Annotated in this window: 3 protein-coding genes; 2 read left to right on the top strand and 1 reads right to left on the bottom strand. The window is 37.9% G+C overall.

All coding sequences use genetic code 11. The annotated features are described in order from the left end of the window. The coding region (tyrS, locus tag ACLTU0_RS10765; RefSeq protein ID WP_412322430.1) for a tyrosine--tRNA ligase at positions 1-933 on the top strand (933 nt) is incomplete at its 5' end. Between the two features lie 46 nt (positions 934-979). On the opposite strand, the gene ACLTU0_RS10760 is transcribed toward tyrS, so the two are convergent. After that, positions 980-2,338 carry a sodium-dependent transporter gene (locus tag ACLTU0_RS10760; protein WP_118445636.1) on the bottom strand — a complete coding sequence of 453 codons (1,359 nt, stop codon included), beginning with the start codon at positions 2,336-2,338 and terminating at the stop codon, positions 980-982. A gap of 206 nt (positions 2,339-2,544) precedes the next feature. Here ACLTU0_RS10760 and csaB point away from each other — a divergent pair, with 206 nt between their 5' ends. Then, positions 2,545-4,779: a polysaccharide pyruvyl transferase CsaB gene (gene csaB / locus ACLTU0_RS10755; protein ID WP_412322428.1), complete on the top strand. Its 2,235-nt coding sequence runs from the start codon at positions 2,545-2,547 to the stop codon at positions 4,777-4,779. Positions 4,780-4,784: the final 5 nt, after the last annotated feature.

The raw sequence follows: 4,784 nt of genomic DNA, 5'->3' as shown, positions 1-4,784 counted from the left end.
GACCATAACTGTGAATGTTTCAAACAGCAGTTATCAAGAGTTATTGATTTCTCGGACGATAAAGCTATAATGGTAAACAATGCCGATTGGCTTTTAGACCTTAATTATGTAGAATTTTTGCGTGACATCGGTTCATGTTTCTCAGTAAATAAAATGCTTACTGCCGAATGCTTTAAGCAAAGACTTGAAAAGGGACTTTCATTCCTTGAATTTAACTATATGCTTATGCAGAGCTATGACTTCTTAATGCTTAACCGTAAGTATGACTGTAAAATCGAATTGGGCGGCGACGACCAGTGGAGTAACATTCTTGGCGGTATCGACCTTTGCAGACGTAAGGATCAAAAGCAGGTTTACGGTATGACATTTACTTTGCTTACAAACAGTGAAGGTAAGAAAATGGGTAAGACACAATCGGGTGCTGTTTGGCTTGACCCTAAAAAGACTACTCCGTACGATTTCTATCAGTATTGGGTAAACGTACAAGATGCTGACGTTATTAAGTGCTTAAAACTTCTTACATTCGTTCCTATGGACGAAATTCGTAAAATGGAAAAGTGGGAAGGTAAGGAACTTAACGAAGCTAAGAGAATTCTTGCTTATGAAGTAACAAAGCTTGTACACGGTGAAGAAGAGGCTGAAAAAGCTAAGAAAACAGCAGAAGAAGTATTCGCTAAAGGCGGAGTAAGTGCAGATATGCCGACAAGCGTTATACCTGACGTTGTCGGAATGGGTGTACTTGATATGCTTGTTAAGACAGGATTGTTGCCGTCGAAGGGTGAGGCAAGACGTCTTGTTCAACAAAACGGTCTTTCAATCAATGATGTAAAATACAATGACGTAAACGGTGTTGTTACGGAAGATATGATTACAGATGAAGGTATGATTATCAAAAAGGGTAAAAAGACATTCCACAGAGTTGTTACCCAATAAGACAAAAATTAAAAGCGTTCACATTTTGAAGTGAACGCTTATTTTTTTAGAATTTTATAATTCCGAGTGCTTCAAGTATTGAAGAAATCAATATTGCAACGATAAACACAGGTGCAACGTATTTAATCATAATATCGAAAAGTTTTTGACGTTTGAATGCTGATGATATGCGTACTTCATCGTGTATTGAGTTGACGCCGATAACGTATGCGACAAATATACAGGTAAGCAATGCGCATATAGGCATAAGTATTGAATTTGTGGCAAAGTCCATCATATCAAGAATTGTCATACCGCCTAAAGTCGCTTTATCCCAGACATTGTATCCTAAAATCGGCGGTATACCGAATAAGAAAGAACCGATACCTGCACAGATTGTTGTCTTATTTCTGTCCCAACCGAAACGGTCACAAAGCGAAGAAACGATAGCCTCCATAATTGAAATGGAAGAAGTAAGTGCGGCAAGCAGAACAAGTATGAAGAATACACTTCCTATAACCGTTGCCATACCCATGCTTTCAAATACCTTTGGCAATGTCACAAACATAAGGCTTGGACCTTTGCCCAAAGCACTTTGGTCACCGCCTGAAAAAGCGAATACCGCCGGAACAATCATAAGACCTGCCAATATAGCGATAGCTGTATCGAAAAGTTCAATTCTGCCTACATTCTTTTCAAGGTCACTGTCTTTAGGCAAGTATGAGCCGTATGCAATCATAATACCCATCGCAAGCGACAGTGAGTAGAACATTTGTCCCATTGCGGCAAGCACACCTTGAATTGAAAAGTTTGAAAAGTCGGGAACGAAGAAATACTTAACACCCGTCATAGCCCCCGGAAGTGTAATTGAGTACACCGCAACGATTATTGCAAGTACGATAAGTACCGGCATAAGTATTGTACTGAACTTTTCAACGCCTTTTTGAACACCTCTTAAAATTACAAAAGTCGTAATTGCCGAGAATATAAACTGATAAATAAGAAGTCTTTGCGGTGATGCAAGCATATCAGTAAAGAAATTGTCTTGTGCCAAAAGCTGATGATTGCCTGTTACATATTTTGTTGCATATTCGATAACCCAACCGCCGATTACGTTGTAGTAAGGCTGAATAATCATGGGAATAAGCGTTGCGATAATTCCGATAAATCCCCATTTTTTACTAAGTTCGCGGAATGCACAAAGTCCGCTTTTACCGGTTTTACGTCCGATTGCGTTTTCGGCAATCATAAGTGAAAAACCGAATGTTACGACAAGAAGTATGTAGAATAATAAGAATATACCTCCGCCGTATTTTGCGGCGAGGTAAGGGAAACGCCAAATATTACCCAATCCTACCGCACTTCCTGCCGCAGCAAGAACAAATCCGAATCCGCCTGAAAACATACTTCTTTTTTTGTTGTTCATAAGAAAATACCTCTCTTGATTTTATAATAATGAATTTATTATACTACATCGCAAACAATTTGTAAAATACTTTTTGATAAATATCAGATATTTTGTGAATATTGCTGTAACATAGTATGTAAGTTGCAGACAAAAACAGTGATTGAAATTTAATACATAATATGATATAATAAAAATAAGTATGTATGAAAGAGCAGGTGAGTACTTTGGAAAAAGGTGCAAATATCCTTTTATCATTGATGCAGTTAAATATCGGAGGCGCGGAAACACACGTTGTTGAACTTGCAAAAGAGCTTAAAAGAAAAGGCTTTAATGTAATTGTCACTTCAAACGGCGGTGTTTATGTAAAGGAACTCGAGGACGCGGGAATAAAGCATTATGCAGTACCTTTGCAGAATAAAAATCCTTTGAATATGCTGAAATCGGCACGACTTTTGAAGAAGATAATTAAAGACGAAAAAATAGACATAGTTCATTCTCACGCAAGAATCCCTTCTTTTATATTGGGAAAACTTCACAAGAGAATGAAGTTTCCGTTTGTGACAACGGCACATTGGGTATTTAATACAGGCTACGGTCTTAAATATATAACCGATTGGGGTGAAAAGACTGTTGCGGTGTCGGAGGATATAAAGACCTACTTAATGGACAACTATCACATACCGGCAGGTGATATAAATGTTACGATAAACGGTATTGATACTGAAAAGTTTTCACCTAAAACAGATTGTGAAGATATAAAAAAGGAACTCGGTATAAAAGACGACGATACGGTTATAACTTATGTAAGCCGTTTGGACGAATCAAGAAGCCTTGTTGCAAAGCAGCTTATCGAAGCAGTTCCCGAAATCGACAAAGCGGTTAATAATTTAAAAGTTATAGTTGTCGGTGCAGGCGATGATTATGATAATGTAAAAACTATGGCTGACAGCGTAAACCAAAAGTTGGGTCGTGATGTCATTGTACTTACAGGTGCAAGAACAGATATAAATAAACTTATTGCACCGTGTAAACTGTTTGTGGGTGTGAGCCGTGCGGCTCTTGAGGCAATGGCGGCGGACAAGCCTGTTATAATTGCAGGTAATGAGGGATATATCGGATTGTTTGACGAAAGCAAACTTGCGGTCGGCATTGATACTAACTTCTGTTGCCGCGGTTGTGAAATGTCGGACAGTGAGCTTATAAAACGTGATGTACTTAAATTCTTCAATCTTGACGAAAATAAGCAGAAAGAACTCGGCGAATACGGCAGAGAACTTATTAAGAAAGAATATTCCGTAACTCGTATGGCTGATGACAGCATAAAGGTTTATGACTGGGCATTGCAGAAAAACAAAGAAATTCTTATATCAGGTTATTACGGCTTTAAAAACAGCGGTGATGACGCACTTTTGCAGGCGATTATAAATGATTTAAAGCAGTATAAGGAAAGTCCGAACATAGTTGTTTTAAGTGCAAACCCTGACGAAACAATGGAATATTACAAGGTTAAATCTATAAATCGATTGAATGTATTAAAGATTGCCAAACATATGAAAAAGGCAGATATGCTTATTTCGGGCGGCGGTACACTGATACAGGACAGAACAAGTACAAAGTCACTTTGGTATTATCTTACGGTTATCGCAATGGCAAAAAAGAAAAATATGAAAGTTATGCTTTATTCAAACGGTATAGGTCCGCTTGAAAGAAAGGGCAATATCAAGAAAACCAAGAAAATACTTGATAAAGTTGACCTTATAACATTGCGTGATGAACGTTCATATAAAACGTTGCATGAAATCGGTATTGAAAACAAAAATGTAAAGGTTACAGCTGATCCTGCACTTGATTTGGATATTGCAGACGAAAAGCTCGGAAAGGCTATTTTGAAAAATGAGGGCGTTCCGAGTGATAAAAAACTGCTCGGAGTGTCGGTAAGAAAGTGGCAGAACTTAGGCAGTGACTTTGAAACTCAAATTGCGAACGCTTGTGACTACGCATACGAAAAATACGGCTACTATACGGTATTTCTTCCTATGCAGTCAAGTCGTGACACAGCTATAATGCAGAACATAAAACGCAAAATGAAACATGAATCGGCAATTATCAAGAAACGTTATTCCGTTGAGGGGATGCTTTCAATTATTAAATGCTTTGATATGTGTATCGGTATGCGACTTCATACATTAATTTATGCGGCGATAAATTCAGTACCGCTTATCGGCCTGGTGTATGACCCTAAGATAAACAGCTTTATGGAATATACACATCAAAGACACTACGTTGACGTAAATGAAGTAACAGATGAAAATTTAAAGAAAATGCTTGATGAATGTGTGGCAAATTACGACACGATAAAGCAGGATTTAAAAGAAAATTACAGCCATTTAAAAGAAAAAGCAAAGCTTAACGGCAAATATGCGATTGAGCTTTATGAAAAAGGGAGTGTGACGCTGTGAAAGAA

This window comes from Hominilimicola sp. (assembly GCF_046972485.1).
GTDB classification, from domain to species: Bacteria; Bacillota; Clostridia; order UBA1381; family UBA1381; genus Hominilimicola; species Hominilimicola fabiformis.
This window is presented reverse-complemented; position numbering and strand designations above follow the sequence as displayed.